The 23,847-nt window shown below is 60.4% G+C and carries 15 protein-coding genes; 7 read left to right on the top strand and 8 right to left on the bottom strand.

The window, feature by feature from the left end; genetic code table 11:
* Positions 1–113: 113 nt before the first annotated feature.
* Positions 114–2,330: a DNA internalization-related competence protein ComEC/Rec2 gene (locus J7573_RS10380; RefSeq protein ID WP_294334074.1), complete on the bottom strand. Its 2,217-nt coding sequence runs from the start codon at positions 2,328–2,330 to the stop codon at positions 114–116.
* Positions 2,331–2,472: 142 nt separating this feature from the next.
* Here J7573_RS10380 and J7573_RS10375 point away from each other — a divergent pair, with 142 nt between their 5' ends.
* The gene (locus J7573_RS10375) at positions 2,473–3,099 is read left to right on the top strand and encodes a DUF2062 domain-containing protein (RefSeq protein ID WP_294334072.1); all 627 of its coding nucleotides are present in this window, start codon (positions 2,473–2,475) and stop codon (positions 3,097–3,099) included.
* On the opposite strand, the gene J7573_RS10370 is transcribed toward J7573_RS10375, so the two are convergent.
* The 3 genes from J7573_RS10370 to J7573_RS10360 form a co-directional block, all read right to left on the bottom strand.
* The gene (locus tag J7573_RS10370) at positions 2,983–3,762 is read right to left on the bottom strand and encodes an ABC transporter permease (protein WP_294334070.1); all 780 of its coding nucleotides are present in this window, start codon (positions 3,760–3,762) and stop codon (positions 2,983–2,985) included. The two genes, J7573_RS10375 and J7573_RS10370, sit on opposite strands and share 117 nt — an antisense overlap.
* Positions 3,759–4,691, bottom strand: coding sequence for an ABC transporter ATP-binding protein (locus tag J7573_RS10365; protein ID WP_294334068.1), 933 nt, complete (start codon positions 4,689–4,691; stop codon positions 3,759–3,761). Before J7573_RS10365 ends, J7573_RS10370 begins: the two co-directional genes overlap by 4 nt.
* Positions 4,692–4,824: 133 nt before the next feature.
* Positions 4,825–5,448: a glutathione S-transferase gene (locus tag J7573_RS10360; RefSeq protein WP_294334065.1), complete on the bottom strand. Its 624-nt coding sequence runs from the start codon at positions 5,446–5,448 to the stop codon at positions 4,825–4,827.
* A gap of 240 nt (positions 5,449–5,688) precedes the next feature.
* Here J7573_RS10360 and J7573_RS10355 point away from each other — a divergent pair, with 240 nt between their 5' ends.
* The 6 genes from J7573_RS10355 (at position 5,689) to J7573_RS10330 (ending at position 13,835) form a co-directional block, all read left to right on the top strand.
* The gene (locus J7573_RS10355) at positions 5,689–8,136 is read left to right on the top strand and encodes an acyl-CoA dehydrogenase (RefSeq protein ID WP_294334064.1); all 2,448 of its coding nucleotides are present in this window, start codon (positions 5,689–5,691) and stop codon (positions 8,134–8,136) included.
* A gap of 67 nt (positions 8,137–8,203) precedes the next feature.
* Positions 8,204–8,614, top strand: a complete 411-nt coding sequence (locus tag J7573_RS10350) for a PA2817 family protein (protein WP_294334060.1) — start codon at positions 8,204–8,206, stop codon at positions 8,612–8,614.
* A 218-nt stretch (positions 8,615–8,832) separates the two neighbouring features.
* On the top strand, positions 8,833–9,378 hold the full coding sequence (locus tag J7573_RS10345) for a fimbrial protein (protein ID WP_294334058.1): 546 nt from the start codon (positions 8,833–8,835) through the stop codon (positions 9,376–9,378).
* Positions 9,379–9,460: 82 nt separating this feature from the next.
* The gene (locus J7573_RS10340) at positions 9,461–10,213 is read left to right on the top strand and encodes a molecular chaperone (protein WP_294334056.1); all 753 of its coding nucleotides are present in this window, start codon (positions 9,461–9,463) and stop codon (positions 10,211–10,213) included.
* A 32-nt stretch (positions 10,214–10,245) separates the two neighbouring features.
* Positions 10,246–12,762 (top strand): fimbria/pilus outer membrane usher protein, encoded by a 2,517-nt coding sequence (locus J7573_RS10335; RefSeq protein WP_294334053.1) that lies wholly within the window; start codon positions 10,246–10,248, stop codon positions 12,760–12,762.
* Positions 12,759–13,835 carry a fimbrial protein gene (locus J7573_RS10330; protein ID WP_294334051.1) on the top strand — a complete coding sequence of 359 codons (1,077 nt, stop codon included), beginning with the start codon at positions 12,759–12,761 and terminating at the stop codon, positions 13,833–13,835. Before J7573_RS10335 ends, J7573_RS10330 begins: the two co-directional genes overlap by 4 nt.
* A 41-nt stretch (positions 13,836–13,876) precedes the next feature.
* Here J7573_RS10330 and J7573_RS10325 read toward each other — a convergent pair whose 3' ends face one another.
* Genes J7573_RS10325 through J7573_RS10310 form a run of 4 tightly spaced genes read right to left on the bottom strand, consistent with a single transcriptional unit; the run spans position 13,877 to position 23,821 of the window.
* A complete protein-coding gene (locus tag J7573_RS10325) occupies positions 13,877–17,908 on the bottom strand; it encodes an RHS repeat domain-containing protein (RefSeq protein ID WP_294334049.1) in 4,032 nt (1,343 codons plus the stop codon).
* 41 nt (positions 17,909–17,949) lie between these two features.
* Entirely contained in the window at positions 17,950–18,423 is a 474-nt protein-coding gene (locus J7573_RS10320; RefSeq protein ID WP_294334047.1) for a hypothetical protein, read from the bottom strand.
* Entirely contained in the window at positions 18,420–21,515 is a 3,096-nt protein-coding gene (locus J7573_RS10315) for a hypothetical protein (RefSeq protein ID WP_294334044.1), read from the bottom strand. The genes J7573_RS10320 and J7573_RS10315 overlap by 4 nt, the downstream gene beginning before the upstream one ends.
* Positions 21,516–21,538: 23 nt before the next feature.
* Complete coding sequence (locus tag J7573_RS10310; RefSeq protein ID WP_294334041.1) at positions 21,539–23,821, bottom strand: hypothetical protein; 2,283 nt, start codon at positions 23,819–23,821, stop codon at positions 21,539–21,541.
* Positions 23,822–23,847: the final 26 nt, after the last annotated feature.

Raw genomic sequence — 23,847 nt, 5'->3', positions numbered from 1 at the left:
GGTCAGGGAATTGGCAGGCCAGTTTCTGGCTTGGGCTTTGGGGTGTCTGGTCTGGCCCTTTCGCGGGTAAACACTGAACCTGTGGGAGCGGGTTTACCCGCGAAAGGGCCAGCTCAGCTACCAACAACATCACGCCAGAACCGCCGCTGCCGACGCACACTCTCAATCCCCCCCTGCCCACCCAACACCAACCGCAGTGCCCCCTCCACCGCCGTGTCATGCACTACCATCCCGTGCCGCCGATAACGCTCGAGCACCTGTGCATGCGGGTGCCCGAAGCTGTTGTTGCGCCCCCGCGAAATCAGCACGCCACGTGCAGCCGTGGCGCGAATGAAGGCCTCGGTGGAAGAAGTACGGCTGCCATGGTGCGGCGCCTGCAGCCAGTCGATACGGGGTACGGCGGTATCCGCCAGCCAAGCCTGCTCGGCGCCAGCCTCCATATCCCCCGCCAGCAGCAAGCGCTCGCCCTGCGCCTCGACCATCAGCACACAGGAGCGGTCGTTGCTACTTTGCCCATCCACCCAGTGCCATAGCGAAAAATGCACGCCATCCCATGTCCATTGCTCGCCACGGGTACAAGGCTGCAACTGGACGTCATCCAACGCTTCACCGCCAATTATCCGACCGACCGGCAAGCCTCGCTGGATGGCAGCAGCGCCGCCCGCATGGTCGGCATGGGCGTGGCTGATCAGCATCAGGTCCAGGCGCTCCACCCCCAGCTTGCGCAGGGTTGGCAGCACCACCCGCTCGCCCAGGTCGGTTTCGCCCTTGGCCGGCCCGGCGTCGTAGAGCAGGGTGTGATGTTGCGTGCGTAGAAGCATCGCCAAGCCTTGGCCGACGTCCAGTTGCCAGATCTCGACCTGCCCAGGCGGCACGGGCTCCCTCGGCACCCACAAGGCCAACAGCATGACCGCGCCCAGCCCACGCAGCGGCACACCGCGAGGCAACAGCAACAGCAGCGCCCCGCAACACACCAACAACCAGGCCCACACCGGCAGTGCCGGCGGTATCCATACCGGCCGCCACTGCGCCAGCAAACTCAGCAGGCGGAACAGGGTGTCCAGCAAGCCACCCGCGACCCACAGCAGGCCCTCGCCAATGCCCGCCAGCGGCAGCAACAGCGTACCGAGCAATGCCAGTGGCAGCACCGCCAGGCTGACCCAGGGCACCGCCAGCAAGTTCGCTGCAGGCGCACTCAGGCTGACCGGCAACTCCGTGGCCAATAGCACCGGTAACAGACCGACGGCGATCACCCACTGGGCCCGCGTCCACGCTTGCCAGGGTCGCCAGCCGCCAAGCCGTGCCGCAAAGCTGTAGATGAGGATCGCCACCGCCGCGAACGATAGCCAGAACCCAGGGAGCAACGCCGCCAGGGGTTCGGCCAGCAACACCAGGTTCAATGCCAGCAACAGCGGCAACACCGCCCCCAACTGGCGAAAACGCAGGCGCCACAGCAGCACCACCGCCAGCATCAGGCAGGCGCGTTGCACCGGTACCCCCGCGCCGGCCAACCAGCCGTAGCCCAGCGCCGCCGCCATCGCCAGGCCGCAGGCCCACGGCAACCACGGCCAACCCTGAGGCCAGAGCCCCCAGCGCGCCAGGCCCGAGACCAGGGCATATAGCAAGCCTGCGAGCAGACCGATGTGTTGCCCGGAAATCACCAGCAAGTGCACCGTGCCGGTTGCCTGCAACGCCTGCCACTGCTCACGGGCCAGGCCCGCCCCGTCGCCGAGCAGCAAAGCCACCAATGCCGCTTCCTGCCCCTGCGCATCGACCTTGAGCAGGCGCTCGCGCAGCGCATCCCGCCACCCCGGGGCCACCGCATGCATCAGCTGGCCCGCCTTGACCGTGCCAGTGGCACCGATGCGTCGGGCCAGCAGCTGCGCCTCGCGATCCGGGCCATGGGGGTTGAGCAACCCGGCCGGGCGCTGCAAGGTAACCGCCATGCGCCAATGCTCGCCAGCATGCATGACCGGGCCATCGAACCAGCTCAGTTGCAGGCGCCGGGGCAGCTCGGCGCGGCGCGAATGCGGCTGTTCCAGCTCGAAGCGCACGCCCTGTGCAGTCCGTGCAGGTAGCCCGACCACCCGCCCCTCCAGCCATAGCGTGCGGCCATCCAGGCCCGCTGCCAGGCGGTCATCCAGCGCCTGCTGGGCCGACCAGCAGGCCCAGCACAGCCCCAGCAGAAAACAGCCCAGCGGCCACAACCGCGTGCATACGCAGACGCCAACTGCCAGCAACAGCAGTAGCAGCCACCCGACCGACGGTAAAACGGGGAGAAAGCCCAGGCTCAACAGCCCGAGCGCGAGCGCAAACATCCCTGTGCGCATGAGGTAGAGCTCCAGAAGCGGAATCGCTTACTGAGGCATAGACGAAAAGCCGGCATTGCCCGCTCAACAATTGTCACAAACTCTAAACGAGGCTGAACGCGAATCGAGGCATACTGCCCCGATCAACGCTCCGGGAGCCTACATGCCGCGCCGACTTTTCAAACGCTACATGCCGGACCCGACCAGTATTCGGGAACACAAATCCTTACGCTTTTTCGGGAAGCTGCTGCATGACCCGAACCTCTGGCACCTGAACCGCCATTCGGTGGCGCGGGCCATGGGGGTGGGACTGTTCGCGGCGTTGATCCCCATTCCCATGCAGATGCTGCTGGCCGCAGCACTGGCGATCCCGGTACGCGGCAACCTGCCGATCGCCGTCAGCCTGGTCTGGCTGACCAACCCGCTGACCATGCCACCCGTGTTCTTCGTCACCTACATGACCGGCGCCTGGCTCATGCAGGTGCCACCGCGCAGCCTGCCGGACGAGCTGACCTTCGAATGGATCACCGACCAGTTGGCCACGCTGTGGCAACCGTTTCTGCTGGGTTCGGTGGTGTGCGGGGTGGTGCTTGGCGTGGTCGCCTACTTCACCACCCTGCTGTACTGGCGCTGGTGGATTGGCCGGCAGTGGCGCCGGCGCAAGCAACGGCTGTCAGGCGCGCATGCCTCGGCCGCTGACCAGCAGGCGAACACACAGCACATAGAGCACTGCGGTGGCCACCAGCATGAAGGTGATCGCCGTGCCAATACTGATGTCCGACACCCCTAGGATGCCGTAGCGGAACGAGTTGACCATGTGCAGCACCGGGTTGGCCAGCGACACGGTCTGCCAGAATGGCGGCAGCAGGTTGATCGAGTAGAACACCCCGCCCAGGTAGGTCAGCGGCGTCAGCACGAAGGTGGGGATGATCGAGATATCGTCGAAGTTGCGCGCGAACACCGCGTTGACGAAGCCCAGCAACGAGAAGATGGTGGCGGTCAGCAGCACCACGATGACCGTCACGCCCAGATGATGCACCTGCAGGTTGGTGAAGAACATCGACAGGATGGTCACGATCACCCCGACCGCCAGGCCGCGCAGCACACCGCCTAGCACATAGCCGACAAGGATAGTGTGCGGCGATACCGGCGACACCATCAGCTCTTCGATCGAGCGCTGGAACTTGCTGCCGAAGAAACTCGACACCACGTTGCCATAGGAGTTGGTGATCACCGACATCATGATCAGCCCCGGCACGATGTACTGCATGTAGGTGAAGCCGCCCATGTCGCCGATCTGCCGGCCGATCAGGTTACCGAAGATGACGAAGTACAGGACCATGGTAATCGCCGGTGGCAGCAGGGTCTGCGGCCAGATGCGCAGAAAGCGCCGCACTTCGCGGTAGACGATGGTGTTCAGGGCGACCCAGTTGGTGCGCAGTTCCACACTCATACCGCCACCTTCGACAGGTTTTTTTCCACCAGGGACACGAACAGCTCCTCGAGTCGGTTGGTCTTGTTGCGCAGGCTCTGCACTTCGATGTTCTGCAGCGCCAGCTGACCGAACAGTGCGGTGATGCCGATGTCTTTTTCCACCTGCACCTCAAGGGTATGCGGCGTCAGCAGCCGGCACGGGTAGCCCTGCAGCACCGGGGCTGTGGCCAGGTCCTGCTTGAGGTCGAGGACGAAGGTCTCGACGTGCAGCTTGCCCAGCAGTTTGCGCATGCTGGTGTTCTCGACGATGGTGCCGTGGTCGATGATGCCGATGTTACGGCACAGCTGCTCGGCCTCTTCCAGGTAGTGGGTGGTGAGGATGATGGTGATGCCTTTCTGGTTGAGCTCGGTGAGGAAGCTCCACATCGAACGGCGCAGCTCGATGTCCACGCCGGCGGTCGGCTCATCGAGAATCAACAGGCGCGGCTCGTGGATCAGCGCGCGGGCAATCATCAAGCGGCGCTTCATGCCACCCGACAGCGAGCGCGACTGCACGTCACGCTTGTCCCACAGGCCCAGCTGGGTCAGGTACTGCTCGGCGCGCTCCTTGGCCACCTTGGGCGGAATGCCGTAGTAGCCGGCCTGGGTCACGACGATGTCGAAGGTCTTCTCGAACTGGTTGAAGTTGAACTCCTGCGGCACCACGCCCAGGCAGCGTTTGAGCGCCGAGGGCTCGCGATCCAGGTCGTGGCCGAACACATTGACCATGCCGCTGGTCTTGTTGACCAGGGTCGAGAGGATGCCGATGGTGGTGGACTTGCCGGCGCCATTGGGGCCGAGCAAGGCGAAGAAGTCGCCTTCGGCGACGTCCAGGTCGATGCCCTTGAGGGCCTGGAAGCCGTTGCCGTAGGTCTTGGTCAGCTGTCGGATGGACAGGGCGGAACTCATAGCGGGTCACTTACCGAAGAAAAAGGTGCAGGACACGCCAGGGCAGATCACTGGCGCAGTGAGTGCGGCCATGGTGCAAGGCCAGGCCGCACAAGTACAGTCACATGTATTGATAATGACTATCGAAGCAAGGTCAGGTCAGCGCGGTCATCACGGCGGCCTGATACGCCGGGCGCGCCTTGAGGCGCTCATACCAGGCTTCCAGATGGTGCATGGCCGGGCGTTCGATGGGCATCTCGAACCAGGCGTAGACGAAGCTACCCAGTGGGATGTCGCCCATGCCGATCTGGTCACCGGACAGGTACGGCTGTTTGGCCAAGGTTTCGTCGGCGATGGCCAGCAACTGGGCACACTGCTTGTGCGCGGCGTTGATCGCCACCCAGTCGCGCTGGTCTTCCGGAGTGCGCAGCAGACCCCAGAACAACGGGCGGAACGGCGCGGCAAAGGACGACGTGGTCCAGTCCATCCACTTGTCGGCCAGGGCACGCTGGCGCGGGTCATCCAGGTACCAGCCCTGCTCTGCGCCGTATTCGGCGCACAGGTAGCGGACGATGGCATTGGACTCCCACAAGGTCAGGTCGCCGTCTTCCAGCATCGGCACCAGGCCATTGGGGTTGCGCGCACGGTAGTGCGGCTCGTTGACCACACCGAAGGCACCACCGGCGTCGATCGCCTCGAAGTCCAGACCCAGCTCGTGGGCGATCCACAACGCCTTGCGTACATTGCTCGAGTTCTTGCGGCCCCAGATCTTCAGCATGACAACGTCCTTATGAATGCGCAGGGCTGACAGTCTACTCCAGAGCTTTGTCGCCTGTACCGGCCTCTTCGCGGGCAAGCCCGCTCCCACAGGATCACCACAGATTCCGAAAGGTACAGGCGAACACTGCACTGAAACTCCTACCACCACACCCTGTCACTGTTCTGAACCTGCCGTTCACAGCGTAGCGTCTAAGCTCTGTGGGACGGCTCAAGCCCCTGGTTCCAAGGAGGACCGATTATGTTGCTGTTGTGGTTGGTGGTGCTGGTGATCGGCGCGGCATACCTCACGCACCGGCGCCTGGCGCCCTTGCAGATTCTCGGCATCATCGCGGCCTACGTGCTGCTGATGGGCATTTTCAGCCGTGCTCCCGGCTGGCTGCTAACGCTGTTCTGGATCGTGCTGGCCCTCAAGACGGCCCTCGTGGTGCTACCGGAGTGGCGCCGCAAGGTGTTCAGCGGCCCGGTGTTCAGGTGGTTCCAGCGCACCCTGCCGCCGATGTCGCAGACCGAGCGCGAAGCCATTGATGCCGGCACAGTGTGGTGGGACGGCGAACTGTTCAGTGGCCGCCCGGACTGGCGCACCCTGCTCAGCTACCCGGCGCCGAAACTGACCGAAGAGGAACAGGCCTTCATCGATGGCCCGACCGAGGAGCTCTGCGCCATGGTCAGCGACTGGCAGATCGGCCAGGACCTCGACCTGCCTCCCCAAGCCTGGACGCACATCAAGCAGAGTGGTTTCTTCGCCCTGATCATCCCCAAGGCGTATGGCGGTAAAGGCTTTTCCGCCTACGCCCACTCCCAGGTGGCGATGAAACTGGCCACCCGCAGCGGCGACCTGGCGTCCACGGTGATGGTGCCGAACTCCCTCGGCCCGGCAGAGTTGCTGCTGCATTACGGCACCGATGAACAGCGCAATCACTACCTGCCGCGCCTGGCCCGTGGAGAGGAAATTCCCTGCTTCGCCCTTACCGGCCCGCTGGCCGGCTCCGACGCTGGCGCCATGCCCGACACCGGGGTCATCTGCAAGGGCCTGTGGCAAGGCGAAGAAGTCATCGGCCTGCGCCTGAACTGGGAAAAGCGCTACATCACCCTCGGCCCGGTCGCCACGTTGCTAGGGCTGGCGTTCAAGGCCTACGACCCGGATCATCTGCTGGGCGAGGAAGAAGAACTGGGGATCAGCCTGGCACTGATCCCCACCGATACCCCCGGCGTGGACATCGGCAAGCGCCACCTGCCGCTGGGCGCGGCGTTCATGAACGGCCCCAACAGCGGCAAGGACGTGTTCGTGCCGCTGGACTTCCTCATCGGCGGCCAGGCCATGCTCGGCAAAGGCTGGATGATGCTGATGAACTGCCTGTCGGTGGGCCGCTCGATCTCCTTGCCTGCGGTCGGTACCGGCGCCGCCAAGTACACCAGCCTGGTCACCGGCCAGTACGCCAACATCCGCGAACAGTTCAATGTGCCCCTGGCGGCCTTTGAGGGCATTCAGGAATCCCTCGCACGTATCGGCGGCAACGCCTGGCTGATGGACAGCGCCCGCCTGCTGACCGCCAAGGCCGTGGACCTGGGCGAAAAACCCTCGGTGCTGTCGGCGATCCTCAAGTACCACCTGACCGAGCGCGGCCGCGAATGCATCCAGCACGCCATGGATGTGCATGGCGGCAAGGCGATCATCATGGGCCCGAACAACTACCTCGGGCGCAACTGGCAGGGTGCGCCGATCTTCATCACTGTTGAGGGCGCCAACATCCTCTCGCGAAACCTGATGATCTTCGGCCAGGGCGCGATCCGCTGTCACCCCTTCGTACTCAAGGAAATGGCCCTGGCCGCCCGTGAAGACCGCGATCAGGCGCTGGTCGAGTTCGATGATCTGCTGATGAAGCACATCATGTTCGCCGCCGGCAATGCGGCCAGCACCCTGATCTACGGCCTCGGATTGGGCCGCCTGGAGCAGGTGCCGGGCGATGCCCTGAGCCAGGGCTACTTCCGCGCCCTCAACCGCCAGGCGGCGGCGTTCGCGATGATGGCTGACCTGTCGATGATGCTGCTGGGCGGGGCGCTCAAGCGCCGCGAGCGCCTCAGTGCCCGCCTCGGCGACGTGCTGAGCTACCTGTATCTCGCCAGCGCCGTCCTCAAGCGTTACCACGACCAGGGCTCGCCCGACTACCTGCAGCCGCTGTTGCGCTGGGCCATGGAAGAAAGCCTGGGCCAGGCGGAGCGCGCGCTGGACCGCCTACTCGACAACTTCCCCAACCGCTTTGTCGGCTGCGCGCTACGGGTGCTGGTGTTCCCCTTCGGCCGTCGCCACACCGGCCCCAGTGATGAACTGGATGCTGAAGTGGCTGAACTGATCGGTCGGCGCAAGGGCGACCCGGCACTGGAAGCGCTGCTGGCTGGCTGCTACCGCCCGCTGGCAGAAGACGACCCTGTCGCTGCACTGCAACGGGCCAGCGACTTGCTCGACGACACGGCGCCGCTGAGCAAGGTCCTGCACCAGGCACTCAAGGAAGGCAAAGTCCAGCCAGCCCCCGGCCAGCACGGCATCGACGCCGCCGTAGAGGCAGGCGTACTGCAACCCGGCGAAGGCCAGCGCCTGCACGCTGCCGAACAGGCACGACGCAAGGTGATCGATGTCGATGCCTTCGACAAGGCGCAACTGCTCGCCGAACCCGGCAAGGTGCGCTGACCCTTCGCGAGAAACGGGGGGCGGCGTATACTCCGCCCCCGTTTCAGCCATACCGAGGATCCATTCCATGGCCAACCCCTACCTGGAATACCACCTGCAACTGCTCCAGCACCTGCGCACCATCCTGGTGGCGCTGGGCGAGGCAGAGCAGGTGCCGGAAGAAAGCCACGCCCTGTTCCTCGAACGCTTCGACGAACTGCTGACCCTGTTGCCGCAAGACCCGCTGGAAAGCCAGTACCTGGGCCAGGACCTGATCTGCCAGGTAATCCAGCGCTATCCGCAGATCGCCCACCTGGTGCCGCGTGACCTGCTGTGGTTCTTTGCCGGCGATTGCCTGCACTTCATGCCGGAAGAAGAACTCGCGATTTATCAGCAACTGGAAGAGCGTCGCCATGAGGCCGAATCCAACGGCGAGCCCTTCGACTGGAACCAGGAAAAGCAGCTGCTGAGCCAAGCCGCACCCGGTAGCACTCACTGAGTAGGTCCCGTGCGCCTTGGTAACGCCATGGCGCATATCCACGCACTTACTTAACATTAAAAAAGAATTAACAAAGTGAAAAGTCGCATAGCGGCCCCGCCTATTCCTACAGCAACTTAAAACTCATGACACCTAGAATCAGCACCGAGGCAACGACAGGCAAACAGCCTGTCAAAGCCTCACACTGAAACTAATTAACCCATCAATCAGGTTATGTCATGAAGAAGTCTTTAGTTACTCTATCCCTCGGCCTGCTTACTGGCCTGGCGGGCAACGTCGCCTTCGCTTCCAGTGGTTCGATTGCCTTTGAAGGTAGTATCACGCCAGAGACTTGCCCTATCGAAATCGTCAACCCTGGTGACGGCAGTGTGAATGACCGCGTGAACATGGGTGACATTCCCATGGGTCGATTCACCGCTGCGAACATGGAAATCCGTGGTGCTTCCTTTAATATTCGTGTACCCGACAGAGGCGTCTGCGGCATCACCGAAAACAACGCCTTCGTGAAGTTTGATGGCGCTGCCGACGCCAGCGGCAACTATTTCAAGATCGACCCCGTTGCTGGCGCAGCAACCAACGTTTCGATTGTCATCAAGGACGCCACCAACACCTCGATCGGACCGGGTAGCACCTCGACTGATTACGTGCTGAACACTACCGGCCCGACTGACCTGCGCTTCGACGCCTACTACCGCTCCACTGCCACCGGCGTCACCGCAGGCCCCGCATCGGCCAAGGTTCGCTACACCGTCGACTACCGCTAATCCTGCGCACACTGCAGTACCTCCTGGTACTAGTCAAATCATCCAGGCGTGATCGATACGCCTGGATGCAGCGAGTTACCCAATGATCAAACAGTTCATGTACACGCTCTCCGTTCGTGTCGGCGCTTGCGCCTGCCTGGCACTGTCGATGCTTATATTTTCTGCCACCAGCCATGCTGCCTTGACACTGAACAATACCCGCATCGTTGTCAGCAGCGACAAACGCAGTGCCTCCGTAGTTGTCAGAAACCCCTCCAAAAGCACCTACGCCGTACAGACCTGGATAAACACAGAGGCTGACGACAACACCACCGTCGTGCCCTTTGCGACATCGCCACCCTTTTTCAAGGTCAGTCCAGAAAGTGAACAGCTTCTGCGCATCAATGTATTACCGAACAGTTTGCCGCAGGACCGCGAGTCATTGTTCTTCTTCAACATGCAGGAAATTCCGCATGCCAGTGCAGAGCCGGGCAATCAACTCAGTATTGCCATGCGCACACGCATCAAGTTGTTCTACCGGCCGCAGCAGCTCAAGGGCAAGCCGACCGAGCAGCTCGAGTCGCTGACATTCTCGATAAATGAGCGTAAGGGGGTGAAGCAACTGGTGATCAATAACCCGACCCCTTTCCACATAACGTTCATCAGTCTGAAGGTACAGACCGACGGCCGCGGCCACAAGATCGACAGCGCGCAGATGCTCCCCCCTCTTTCCCGTCAGGCTTATGCGCTAGCCAATGTTCCCTTGAACGCAAGCTCCAGCATCAGTTTTTCCGTAATCAACGATTTTGGCGGTTACACCCAACCCCTGACCCGGCCGATTCAATCGACTCGCTAGAGACTCGCGTCAGAACGTAAGGAGTCGTTCAAATGCCCCTTCTTCCAATGCGCTGGCCGACTGCTTGCGGCCAGCGCCACGTACTACTGTGCCTGGCTGGCAGCCTCGTCGCCCTCCACGACATACCGACAGCGAAGGCGAACGTCGACTATGGCTTCGAATCGGGTTTTCTGCGCGATAACAGTGAACAGAGCGCGCTGGCACTGAATTTTCTGGCGACCGAACAAAATCTCGCACCGGGCCGCTATCTAGTGACTGTCATGGTGAATCTACAGGCTATCGGCCGTCATGAGCTCGATTTTCAGGGCGATGCCAATGGCCAACTGCAACCCTGCCTGCCCGCCGCTAAGCTGGGCGACTGGGGCCTGCGTCTCGATGCACTGGCTGCCCCCGAAGACGCACAAAAAACGTGCCTGGACCTGGCATCGGTAGTGCCTGGCGCCAATGTCGACTTCGATAGCGGGAGCCTGCGCTTGTCCATCTCGATACCACAGATCGCCATGCGCCGTGATATCGCGGGCAATGTCGACCCATCACGCTGGGACAGCGGTATCAATGCCGCATTTCTCAATTACCAGGCATCTACCCTGCAGGGGGAAAGCCGTTACAGAGGCCGCTACAGCAACGAAGCCTTGTACCTCAATGGCGGTCTCAACCTTGGCGACTGGCGATTGCGCACCACCCAGTCATGGCAACAAGACAGCAACGGCACTCGCAACTGGGCGCGCGCGCAGACCTATGCCCAGCGCGATCTGCCTGGCACGCGTGCCAATCTCACCCTCGGCGAAACGTTCACCGACAGCGACATTTTCAATAGCGTCCCCATCACGGGCGTACGCGTGGCTTCGGACATGGGCATGCTGCCCGACGCACTACAGGGTTATGCCCCTGTCATCCGCGGCGTGGCGCAGACCCGCGCCAAGCTCGAGGTGTGGCAGAACGGTTACCCGATCTACGCCACCTACGTCAGCCCCGGCCCTTATGCGATCGATGACCTGGGTACCGCAGGCAACGGCGAACTGGAAGTGGTGCTGACCGAAGCCGATGGTCAGGTGCGCCGCTTCACCCAGCCGTACTCCAGCCTCAGCAACCTGCAGCGCCAAGGTATTTGGCGCTACAGCGCCACGCTTGGCCGCTACAATCCAGCGAGTGACCTGGACAAGCCGTTGCTGTGGCAAGCCACCCTGAGCAGGGGCATGGAGTGGAACCTGACGTTGTTCGGTGGGTTGATGGCCAGCGAGTACTACCGCGCCATGAACCTGGGTGTCGGCAAGGACCTGGGCAGTTTCGGCGCCGCGTCGTTCGACATCACCCAGGCCAACAGCCAACTCGACATCGCCGGCCAGAACGACGTGCAAGGCCAAAGCTTTGCGCTGAAATACGGCAAGGCATTTTCCACCGGTACCAACCTGCGGTTTGCCGGATACCGCTACTCGACCGAAGGCTATCGGGATTTCAGCGAGGCCGTGCAGCAGCGCAGCCGCAACTCTACCTTCACGGGCAGCCGCCGCAGCCGCCTGGAAGCATCGGTGCATCAGCGACTCGGTCAGCATCACAGCCTGAGCCTGACACTGTCGCAACAGGACTACTGGCAACAAGCCAGCACCCAGCGCCAGTACCAGATGGGTTTCAATACCTACCACGCAGGCATCAGCTACTACCTGTTCGCCTCGCAGTCACTTAGCGACACTCACGGTAGTGACCGCCAGTTCGGCCTGAGCCTGTCGATGCCACTGAATTTCGGCCGCTCTGCCAATGCCACTTACGATATGCAGAAGCAGGAACGTGGATACAGCCATCGTGCCAGCTTGAGCGGAAGTGCCGACGAGGGTCGGCTCACCTACAACACCAGCGTGGCGCAGCATGAAGACCATCGACGGACCAGTGCCCTGGCGCTCGGCTACAGGACCGAGCATGGCAGCTTCGGTACAGGACTGACCGATGGCAGCGACTATCGCAGCCTCTCACTCAATGCCAGCGGCGCGCTGCTGTTACATGCCGGCGGCCTGGAGCTTGGCACTTACCTGGGCGATACGGCAGGGCTGGTGGAGGTGCCCGGGGTTGCCGGAGTCGGTGTGCAGAACAGCGCTGGCAGCCACACCAACGAGCGGGGCTATGCCCTGGTGCCCTATCTGCAACCCTACCGCAACAACACCCTGGTACTGCAGACCGACCGGCTGGGCCCCAACGTGGAAATCGACAACGGTACGGCGCAACTGGTGCCGCGCCGGGGTGCGATCGTCAAGCACCAGTTCAACGCTCGCCAGGTTTCACGCTGGGCACTGACCCTGCTGCACCCCGACGGTACACCGGTACCGTTCGGCAGCCTGGTGTTCGACGCCGATGACCAGCAACTGGGCATGGTCGGCCAGGCCGGCCTGACACTGCTGAGTACCGTCGACCGGGCCCAGACGCTGACCCTCAACTGGGGCGAACAGGATGATCAACGCTGCCACCTGCACGTCGACCCACATACCATGCATTTTGCCGAAGGCTATTACCTGCAGACATTGACCTGCAACACGGCCGGCATCAAGGAATCGACATGATCCAGTTTACCCATGCCACCCTGACACTGGGCGTGCTGCTCAGCTTGACATGGCCCGCCAGCCAGGCGCTGGCGGACGCCTCGTCATACTGTTTCTACGAGGATAAGTCAAAAGCTACCGTGACGTTCGAATCGAAGATCCCACCCACTTACATACCACTGAACGCAAGTATCGGTACCGAAGTCGGGAAAACACAGGTCTTGTACGCTTCGACCCTCGAAAACAGGATACTGAACTGTTACAACGACGGCACCGATGTGATGCGATTTCGCATGACCCCCATTCACCCGCCGTTGGTACTGCCAGGCACCAGAGGGAACGGCGAGGTATTGCCGACCGGCATCAAAGGCATCGGCGCGCGCATTCAGCTTTTCGGCCCGTTCGACGGCCAGGCAGCTCCTAGTTTTCGACCGGAAGACGACCATACCTGGGTGCCATTCACCGCTATACGCGACCGGCGGCACGGCCTGGCTGACTTCAGGCTGCAGTTGTTGTTCTATCAGGTCACCCTGGTCAAGACTGGTGAACTGGAACCTGGCGATCATGAGATCGACAGAGACATGTTCATAGGCAACCTGGACTTCGGCGGCATTGGCAATGCCTTCAAGTTTCGCCTGAAAGGTGAAGTCATTCAGACCCATTGCACGATCGGTACCGACCCGGTAACACCCAATCCGGTACCACTAGGTGACTTCAGCCGTTCAGAGTTCACCCATGTCGGCTATACCACCACAAAGGTCGATTTTCGCATCACCCTCGCCGCCTGTCAGACCGACCCTGATAACAATACGTACGCCACTCTGGAGCTGAAGACTCCGGATGCCTTGATCGGTCCAGGCCAGAGTAGCGTCTTTGGCCTGACCAAGGACTCGGATGCCGCTGGCGTCGGTATCCAGGTTTTCAAGGGCGATGGCAGCCCGATGCCACTTAACACCGAAGAACCCATGACACCGCTGAGCAAGGGCACAACGGTACTGAATCTCCAGGCAAGCTTTCACCAGATCGAACCCAGTCGGGCTGTACGGGCAGGGATCGCCAAGGGACAGTTGAACTTCATCGTGCGCTACCGATAGAAACGAAGGGGCCATGGAGGCCCCCTCTGCAGGCTTTGTGACTACGACCTCGCCTCGACAGGCCGGGTTCCGCTCAGGATGTTCTGCGCGTCGTACTGATACTCCACATGCTCCCCTGGAGCATTGGCACTGGTCGCCACGAGCGTGACCTGGGTCAAGCGATTGAGGGCGTCGTAGAGCAAGGTACGGCCGGCGTCATCCTTGGTCAGGTTGCCATTCGGGTCATACTCCAGGTTTATCACAGGCGGGTAATCGGCATGGGTATTGGTGATCTGCAACAACTGCGCAGGATCCTGCCGCTTGACCGGGTCGCCGAAGAAATAGCGCGCCCGGTTGAACCCACCCTCGAACGTGGTGAGCACCAGCGTAATGTTGTCCAGGTCATCGAAGCTGAACGTCTGCCCCTGGATCTTCTTGCCATAGGGGTCGACAGGCCAGTAGTGGTTATCAGGATCATCCTCGCTTTCGAAAGCATTGCAGGTATAACGGGTCAAGCGACCACGGAGGTCGTAACCATAACTTTCATCGCGCAGCAGACGATAAGGTGCGCCACACGCATCCAGGCACGCCAACAGATCCCCGCACATTTCCTCGCCACAGGCCTGCAGGCACGCCGACAGTGCCTCGAACGCCTCCCGATCGCACTCCAACAGTACGCGCTGTTGAATGCAATCGAACTGATCGTAGCACTGCGTCAGAATCTGCAGCGTATCGCCGCCAAAGTCGAAGCTTCGTACCGTTTCCCGATCGAAACCATCGTATTCCAACGCGGTAACCAGCTGACTGGCGCTGCGAACATCGCGTGTAGTGAAGCGCTTCGTGCGGCCGAATTCGTCATAGGCGAAGTCTGATCGCAGCAACTCGGGGCCTGGCTCGCCGGCACGGCGCCGCCGCCCTGAAATCGCTTCGTGCAGGCGGGTTTGTTCGAGGCGCCCGAACCGATCGTAGACATAGGCCTGACGCTGTTGCAGAACATCGACATAGAAGTGCATACGGCTGCGGAAGCTGTACCCGTAATGCATGGTGTAATGCTCACCGTCAATGTAGCGGTCTTCCTGTTTCAAATCGCCCTGGGTGAAATACTTGCGTTCGACTCTATGACCTGGCTCTTCGAACTCATTCAGGCGAGCATTCTTCGGATCGTAGAAGTAGCGAGCCTCGACGTTCGCCAGCAGCCGCTGGACAGGTTCCTCACCCACGGCCGGCAGATACTGATAAGTCACCTCTCGTTTATCCGGGGCAATCATCAAGTACGGTTGTCGTTCGCCTGGCCGATACCTGAATTCCTGGTCGCGATAACCGGTGATGGCATGCGTTCTTCGGCCCAGCCCATCGAATGTCTGCTCGCCCAACAATACCGAGCCGACCTTGATACTGACCGGCCAGTCCTCACGACTATGTGCCGCATAGGTACGCTGCACGATGGCATTGCCTGGCAACGTATGGTCGAGCAGGCGATCGAACGCATCGTAGCCGTACAGGTTGATGCGTGCCGTGACACCTTCGCCATCGCGCTCCCGATGCAGACGACCAAGACCGTCGTAGTCCAGCTGCTTCAGGCTGACGCGACGCTGGACCGTTCGACCTGCCTCGTCCTGCTCTTCGTAGTAGCGCTCGACGCGCACCGGCTCGTCGAACAGGTTCATCCAGGTTTGCGTCCTGCCCCCTACCCCGCCATCACTCCCCACGCGCCAGGCCGTGATGATCGGCCCGCGATGGTCCAGCGCCCCCAGCGGGTCGATCACGGTATAGTCGCGGCTACCGTCCGGGCCGATCTCGCAAGACTGCTGGCCCCAATCGTCGTGCTCGAACCGGCTTTCGAGTTCCAGCACCCAGGCTTCATGCCAATCGATTTCGGTCCGCGATGCCTCTTGCCTGAGCGCATCGTAAGAGGCCCGGAAAGTCGGCCGAGGCGCACCCGCGTACAGCTTGCTGTCGTTGTCATCACGCTCTTCGTACAGGACACGGTTGAAACCGTCCAGAATGCTGCGGGTCCTGACATTTTTGACATCGAAAACAACCTGCTCGGCTACGTCAGCAGCATGCGCACAGAGATGATATTCATATTTCTTGGTTGCCTCGTTATCACCTGCCGGATCGACGGTCTCGAATGTGACACGCCGTAGCGCATCGTACCCATAGCGAATTCTCACATCGTTATCGTCATGATTGAGCAACGGCTCGCCGTGAAGCAACGAGTGCAGAGATGTGATGGTTTTCGACTCATCATCGAAGCCCACGAGCCGTTCGACGGTCTCCAACGCATCTTCGTCAGAGATGTCATCCCTAACAATCTCATAGCTGTAAAAGGTCGAGGTGCTCAACACGGCTTCGGGGTCCGAGGTCGGGTAGTTGAGTTCACGCTCTTTCACGCGACCGTGTCGCACTGGATCACCTGGGTCCTCGTAGTAAGTGAAATTCGTCCATTCGAGTGCCTGGCGGCCGTCCCCCAGTGTTTCCCCCTCGACCACATGCCCACCATAGGCTCGCCATGCATGGTCAGGGTCGTTGGCGTCGTACTCGCGATCTGTTACTGCCGACAAACTGATATAGGTGCGAAGCGTGCTCAACGTCGGCGCTTGGCCGGACCCGGTAGGTGCAGGCTTGACCGTGGTCTGCTTCAAATGACGGACAAAGCCTTCCGGATCCGGAGGGCAGGCACCCGCTTCGCCTTGCTCCGGATACCACAGATGCTCCTCTTCCACATCGTCCACCCGCTTACGCCAAACCAGGTTACCGTGGTTGTCATAGCGGTTCTGTACCACCTGCGTACGCGGTGGGCGCGTATTGTCCCGCAACAGCCAGCGCTGCAGCTCTTCGGTGGGCAGTTGAAAGCTGGCCGGTTGTTGATCGAACGGTTTCTCTTCATCCAGCGGGTAGGTGTTGAGTGCTTCTTGCTGGGAATTGCCCTGGCGGGTGATTTCGGCGGCGAGCAGGTGAAACCGGTTGAAGCGCCTTTCGATGACCCTTACCGGTTCACCCTCGACATAGTGTGTCTCCAGCGAACCGTACAGGTAAGCACCGTTGCGCTTGTAGAGGTTGTCCAGCCCGTCGTCTTCCCCCCAGGGCGTACTGTCATCGCCGAGGAAGTTATTGGTCCCCCACCCTTGTGCCTCGGTGTTCTGGTATTCGAAACCTACGTCCACCAACGCATGCCGGATGCCCAGATTCGGTAAGTCTGTTCCTGGGAAGGTCTTGTGACGATTGACTCGTGGCAGCGACACTCGTTGGGCAGCACTGGGGAAGCGATGGCCACCGTCGGTGTACTCGAATACCTCCTTCGCTCCTGTCGGGGTTCGGACCTGGGTGACAGAGAGATAGGTATTACTAGGGTCGTACTGATATTCGAACTCCCAGTTGGCCGCGTTGGCGGTCGGCAAGGTGATCTGGCTTACCCGATAGTCACTACCGCTCAGGCCCATCACGTAGCGCAGCACCACGCCTGCGGCAACGGAGTGCTCAAGTATCTGTACAGCCGAAGACGTGCGCTCGACCGTGAGCAGGCGAGTGAGAGCACCTTCTTCGTCAACTTCGCTTATCGACGAGAGCAACGTATGCCGGCTGCCAAAAGGTACGTAATCAAGCTGCAGCTTGAACCCCATGTTCAGGATGCTCACCGGCAGCCCGATACTGTTTCCAGCACCTTGCAGCTCGAGGATTTCCTTGAGCCCGGAACGGTGAACCACACGCAAGCGCCGGGTTGCACCGAGCCCGGCATTACCCTCTTTGTACACGTGAAAACTGGGGATTTTCTGTTCAGGAATCAACAGGCGCTTGTCTGCACGGTCACTGTCTTCTAGACGGAACGACTCCCCTGTACTCAAAGAAAGAACCTGATTGTGCGGCGTATACTGCGTCAACCCCAAGTTCCAGCCCCTGCCAAATCCGGAGTCCGCCGTATTCAGCGGGTTATAGTTGAGCCCTAGCCTGAACGACGGGCCAGCAAGGGCGTGCGACTTCAGGTCAGGTATTGCAATTGACATCGTACACAGCCCGGTTCTCCGGTCGACGCCACCCTGAATGAAACTCATGAAGCTGAAGGCGGTTGAATGCAGTGTCTTGTCGATACTCATGAGGATAAACCTTCTGAAAGATCAGGGATTGTTTGAAAACATCAATACCAGTAGTAGAAGCACGACAGCTTGCCATCGTAACTGCCACCATTCTTGAAGTAGCGATCAACCAGTTTCAGTCCGGGCTTGATCATTTGCCCGGCCTGGTAGTTCTTGACTTCGCTGATTTTCATCCACTCCATCTGAAAGGGATGCTTGGTACCCCTCACGGTAAATTCAAAATTATCCGTAGTACTATTGCATTTGTCCGAGGACAACTTCAAATGCGCCCCTGCCGGGAAATTTTCAACCTTGAAATAATAGGCCTGATCATTCCCGCACTCCATATTGCTCAGGTTGAAATAATCATTAGTATGCCAAGGTAGCGACTTGGAACAGGTCTTTCCGGGCTCACCACTTTTATTATTTGCGAAGCTGATTGTCACCGTATTGGTGTTCACCTCTGAAGCCGCATTGCTCGCCGTCAGCCAGCCACAGGCGATCATGGCAACGGCCATTTTATTGAACAGGCTCATGATTGTTTCTCCTCAGGAGCACCCACACGAAAAGGTTCGCTGTGCAGTGGTTTGGCACTGTCAAATCGGGTGTGCATCATGTGATTACGATGACCGACGATAGAGTCCGGCAAATGAGAAATCTGCCGCTCATGCAAGTTGCCGAAACGGTCACGTAAACGCACTGCTATTGGCCTGTAGAGCTTGGGGTCCAATCCTATTACCGGCGGCAAATAGGGCGGCATGCCCGGAAAAGTGACTGATTTACTATACGGGACATCATCGACACGGCGATTGACGATCACCAGCGACCCACTTTCAAATACCCGATTATCGACTTCAAGTGTCAAATACTTCTCCACGTATTCGTAAAGCGTTGGCAGATCACCACCTCCCGGACTCACCTCAAAACCAAACTGAACATGAGTTGGCGTTTCTTTCTTGACGACATCATTGAAAACCCAACCGGTAAAGCTCAACTCTTCAACTGCAACGTGCTTATTCTCCCAACTCAGGGTGGTAATGTTCAGGAATTCGTCATTGGAATACGAGATCAGCTCGCACGTCAGAAAACTTCCTCCTTGGTACTTGAGCTTCCAGTAGTCAACCGTATTCGGGTGCAGATAGAACTCATCATCGTCCGCTGCTGGCAGCTCGAACTGAGTCCCCCCGCCGTCCACGCGATAGCCCTTGAACGTGTACAGATCATCATGGAAATCCGGCGTCGGCTTGGCCGTTACGCTAATGCGAGAATTCAAGTCACTCGTTGCGGTCGAGTAAAACCACTCGAGCTGGTCAGACTGCAATCCAGAGTAGAAGACTCGCGCATCGTGGCTCGGGGAATTCGCATGCAGGTAAAATCGCATGTGTTGCTGCAAATCGTTCTGCGGCATCGCCTGAGGCGTACCCGCCGGCAAACCAACAGCTTGGTCAAAGTAATTGGGCAGTGACCGCGTTGCCCAAGCGTACGCATCGTCTTCGATGCCCTGGGCATCCTCGAGGTCGTGCAAGCGCTGCCCGGCATCCCGCTCGTAGATGCCGATGCTGTTCAACTCTTTCAGGCTCAAAGGGTAATGCACGCCGCCGACAGGCGTCGTCTCGACGGTGACCTCCACCAGCAACTGCTGGAAACCATTGCCGAACAACTCCCCCCTGCTGCCCGCATCCGGCCCACCGACAACCTTGATGTCATGGACCCTCAAGGATTTCCAGGTGGGCTCTTCCTTGAGCTGCGATTGCTGTACCACGCTGTAATCAGTGGCATAGCGCACACCGCCTTTCACTACCTCGCAGGCCACGACACTGCTGCGCGTCCCTGTCTCGTCCGAGGCAGTGAAGCGCCCCTCGCCATCGACACTGCCGGTGCCGGCAAGCAACCGCCAGCGTCTAGGCAACGTCGACAACATGCCGGATGTATCCTTCAGCTGCGTGGTGTCCTGGCGGTACAGACGTGGCACAAAACGCGGCTCGATACCCAGCAGTTGCTGGGCATTGACCATCACCAGCGAGGCCGTGCCCCGCTCACTGCCCACTGCCTGCAGCTGTTGAACCGCCAGTGGCCGCAACAAGGTGTCATCGTAAGGCTTGAACACGGCGCTGCCTGCACCAGCGTTACCCAGCTGACCCAGCGCCGGGCCTGCCAGGCTCCAGTCTATGCGGCTTTCAAAGCCACTCTCCCAGGCGCTGAGGTGGATCTCTTTCTGGTTCTGGGCAAAACTCACCACCCTTGGCATCAATTGCAACCGCTCGAAAGTCACCTGCAACCGCTCGGAAGCGACAAAGGTCTTGCCCCCTTCGTCAAATTCGCCCGTCACCACGACCGTCAGGCTTTCATGGCCGATCTGGCTGCTGTCTGGCGCGCTGTACAGCCCCTTCGAACTGATGCTGCCTTGCGTGGCAAGCGTGTGATTGGTCAGGCCGGCAATGCGCCAGCGGCTGGCATTGACTTTTTTGCCTTGGCCATTGTAAAGCGTGAATTGCACGGTCTCGCCGGCGTGGACAACCTTGCCGCTCGGCTGCAGGGTCATCGTGGTACGTAACGGGTTGATGTTGCCAAACACCGCGAGGTCTCTGGGGGTATGGCGCTCGCGCTCGACGAATTCATGCGAGGCGGGGAACAGCAGGCTGTTGAGCAGCACCAGGTCCAGTTCGCTGGCCTGCGCCAGCAGATGTTCGGCGAGAACCAGGGTCGCGGAATAGTCGCCATCCGGCAACAGGTAAGGGAAATCACGCGTAGGAGGCACTCCATTATCGATGTCGGCACGCACCCGCATGAACACCAGCACCGCGCCATCGCCGTAGTTTGCAGCGTTCATGAGCGCTGCACCGGGGGCCGCCTGAGTCCTGAGGATGAAATGCGTTGGCGTCAGTGGCTGGTAACCTGCCACATCGATGCTGCCCAGTTCGAACACGCTGCAACGTGCCGGCAGGTTGGCAAACCACTTGGTCAGGCTGGCAATGAGTTGCTGGTTGAGTGAGTAGTTCTCGGCAAACAGGTTGCAGCGCAGGCTGCTGCCCTTGGAGATATCCAGCAACACCCTGCCACGCCGGTCCACCGAACCTTTGACCATTGCCAGGTCCACATCGATTTGCAGCTGGTAGTTCATGGCTTCGCTGAAGTTGAACACCGAGAACAGCTTGCCGCCATCCTTGTTGGTCGTGGTACAGGTCCCGGCAATGATGTTCATCGTCAGCCGCGCCCGAGAGTCTTCCAGCGAAGCGGTACTGAAGGACAGCAGCGGGGTACCGAACTCGATCCCCGACAAGTGAACGGCGCTCGACGGCCCTGGTATCCATTCGCTTTCGGGTTCGCTGGCGGCATCGATATCCAGCGCCACATGCACCCGTGAAGTGCCGATGCGTTGGGCACTTATCGCGGTCAAGGTAGCCGTCTCACCGGCTCGCTCGCCCAGCTGCGCCGCAGCACGCCCGGGCCTGGTAGTCAGATCGAGCGACAACAACGGTAAATCACGGGTGCCGCCCAGGCGTTCGAAATACTGCTGTTGCAACAGCCGGTTGAGCCGCTCGCGGCTATACACCGCCACGGCCCCCCAGCCCAGGGTGACCGAAGCCTCCCGCATGCGCGACAGCACGTTTTCCATGGAATTGGACATGGTTTCATCCTCTTGGCGAAGCTTCAGATTGAGTGCGTGGAAGGATTGGCCGGCGACTGCGGGGCAAGGCGAAGGCGACTCGGACGCCGCGGATCCAGAGGCAACAGCAGGTGCCCGTGCAGGTCGCCAAAAGGTGTGTCAGCCAACAGGGCAGTAAACAAGGCATATGGCGCCAACCCTGCATCGGCAGGCCAGTACAACCCATGGTCCTCCAGGTAACCGTCGCCGACCTGCTGGCGCCATTGCACCTGTGCGGTCTTGTCCATGCCGTTGAAGTACGCCTTCAACTGCACGCTACCGTCGCGATCAGGAGCCTGGGCCTCCAGGTACAGGCCTGGCGCTTCCTGCATGACCAGAACATGCAACGGGATCACTTCCCCTGTGGCACTGTTGGTCACCTCGATCTTGTCCAGCAGGTAGCCGCCTTCCTCCAATTGCTCACCCGCGATGTAGGTACAGCGGCTACCGTCATCACTGGGTAGCACTCGCCCACTACCGTCCTGCTCGACGACCTGCCATTGCGCACGCCCATCCAACGCCCCAGCAGTGAAGGTCAGTCGATCCCCGTATGAACAGACACGGACGCGAGGGTTGGCATTGATACTCTGCGCCAGCACGGTCAACAGCGTTGTGCTGCGGGCTCGGGTCAGTTTGTCGGTAGCGACCACCAGTATGCGAGCCTGGCGGTATCCCAGCGCATGGGCGGGAGGCGCTCGGTAATGCCCTGTATCGGGGTCGATCTGGCCGATGTCACCGGCGTTGCCGGGCAGGCTCTCCAGGCCCCAGGTCACCGCAGCGAAGGGCGAGACGACCTGGAAGGTATGCTCCTGCAAAGGTGCCAGCTGCACGCCCTGGTCACGGATCTGAATGCCCGCTGCATTGCCGGCGATCGTGCCAAACAGGGCAAGCCCATGGGGAAATTCGACCTCCTGGGCAGCAAATGTGCCGTCTTGCGCCAGGATGAGGCCCTGTAGCAGCGTTTCCGGAACCCGGGCCGTGAGTTTGCCGGCCAACCCTTCGAGCAACGCCTGCTTGAGCACCAGGCCGACGAACTGATCGATCTCGTCATACAACGCTTCTGGAAGGTTTGCAGGAAGCCCTTCGAGCACCTTCACTTCAGCCTGCGTCGCCCAGGGCCATGCCACTTCGCCCATGATCAGACCACCGTCGGTCTCTTCCGTCGAAGGCCGGAACAAATAGAAGCGATGATGCAGGCGAAACTCGAACGTACCGGACAGCGGCAACCAACCCTCCCCGTCACGCAGCTTGTACATGAAGGCAAACGTGCATTTCGATTGCCATTGCAGCTTGACTTCATCTTCATCGAACTCGGCTTTCAGCGGGATAGCTCCCGCGCCGGCTTCCAGGCTGAACCTGGCGGACTTGAACTGATAATGACTGGCCATGTGCTCCAATTCGAAGGCCTGCAGCGTGCCAGCCTTGGCCTGCATCCACTGCAAAGCCCCCTCGGGCGTGCTGCCATAGTTGAATGCTCCGTTTCCGAGCATCGCGTCCATGGCATAGGCGTAAGCCGCACGGTGCAATACACGCCTGGAAAGCAGCAGCGTCGTCGGGGCGCGCTCGGCCATTTCGTCCGGCAGCAGGAAGGGGAAATCCGACCCCGCGGGTGGATAGACGCCTGCAGGCCCCCGTTCCAGCGAGCCGAACAGCACCAGCGACGCTCGCTTGTCGGAGGCCCGCACCATGACGCGAGCACCAATGGTCCTGGACCTCAAGAATGGGTTTTCCGCTTCCGTCGACACATCCGCCAACGTGTAGACCCCTTGGTCGTCCTCCAGTTGGTGTTGCAGGTAGTCGGCCATGAATGCCCCGCCAGCCCATTTTTCCTGCAGGCTGTCGCCCAGGTCGAACTCGAGGCTTTCCGCTTCTGGCTGCTTCAGGTCCAGACCCAGGCGCAGATCTTCATGGGTGAAACGCGTAAGGCCGCGCAACTGCAGACCATCAAGCGCATCATGTGCAGAGATGGCCAGCACATCGAAGTCATCGTCCTTGAGCACATGCATGCCGCCGTCAGCCTGCAAGCTGAAACCAACCCGTGGGTTGTCGTAAGATGACTGGCTCCAGTCCAGGTTGGGAGCACCCAGTCGGTAGTGGCTCAGGATATGGGTCTGCCTGCTGGCAGCCAACCTGATCTCGACCCGCTCCCATGCTACGTCGCGCCCTTTGCTCATCTGCAGTCTATGGTGCTGCTGAACCAGGGTGTCGACTTCGGCCGGCGCCAGGGCAAGCATGAAATCCCACTCCGACAAATGCGGATTGCGTTTCATCCAGTCCAGCAGGGACAACAAAGAAGTGCCTGACATGGTAATTT

It is taken from the genome of Pseudomonas sp. (assembly GCF_017744435.1).
Classification (GTDB): domain Bacteria; phylum Pseudomonadota; class Gammaproteobacteria; order Pseudomonadales; family Pseudomonadaceae; genus Aquipseudomonas.
The sequence above is the reverse complement of the archived record's forward strand: the minus strand, read 5'-3'. Positions and strand labels throughout refer to the sequence as shown.